This window comes from Hydrogenophaga sp., from assembly GCF_031426985.1.
Classification (GTDB): domain Bacteria; phylum Pseudomonadota; class Gammaproteobacteria; order Burkholderiales; family Burkholderiaceae_C; genus Hydrogenophaga.
The window spans coordinates 1-636 of sequence record NZ_JASJOY010000057.1; the positions used below are offsets into that span (position 1 = coordinate 1).

Here is a 636-nt window from a genome sequence, read left to right on the forward strand (position 1 = left end):
CACCCAGGCCAGCGTGTATTTCGATGGCAAATGCGTCAGCCACGGCATCACCTTCCCCGACGGCACCAAGAAGTCGGTCGGCGTGGTGCTGCCCGCCACCCTCACCTTCAACACCGGCGCGCCCGAGATCATGGAATGCGTGGCCGGCGGCTGCGAATACAAACTGGCCGGCACCGACGCCTGGCTCAAGTCCGGCCCGGGCGACAAGTTCAGCATCCCCGGCAACAGCAGCTTCGACATCCGGGTGACCGAGCCCTACCACTACATCTGCCACTTCGGCTGAGCACACACATGGCCACCATTCTTCAGAACCTGCCCACGCAGCAGAAAGTCGGCATCGCCTTTTCCGGCGGCCTGGACACCTCCGCCGCCCTGCTGTGGATGAAGCAGAAGGGCGCAATCCCCTACGCCTACACCGCCAACCTCGGCCAGCCCGACGAGCCGGACTACGACGAGATCCCGCGCAAGGCCATGCAGTACGGCGCCGAAAAAGCGCGCCTGATCGACTGCCGCACCCAGCTGGCGCACGAAGGCATTGCCGCGCTGCAGTGCGGCGCCTTCCACATCAGCACCGCGGGCGTGACCTACTTCAACACCACGCCGCTGGGCCGCGCCGTCACCGGCACCATGCTGGTG

The 636-nt window shown here is 65.9% G+C and carries 2 protein-coding genes; both read left to right on the forward strand.

The window, feature by feature from the left end:
- A partial coding sequence (locus tag RMP09_RS08110) for a pyrimidine/purine nucleoside phosphorylase (protein WP_310565471.1) occupies window positions 1-283 on the forward strand: 283 nt, incomplete at its 5' end.
- Window positions 284-291: 8 nt separating this feature from the next.
- Window positions 292-636: argininosuccinate synthase domain-containing protein (locus RMP09_RS08115; RefSeq protein WP_310565472.1), on the forward strand; the 345-nt coding region annotated here is incomplete at its 3' end.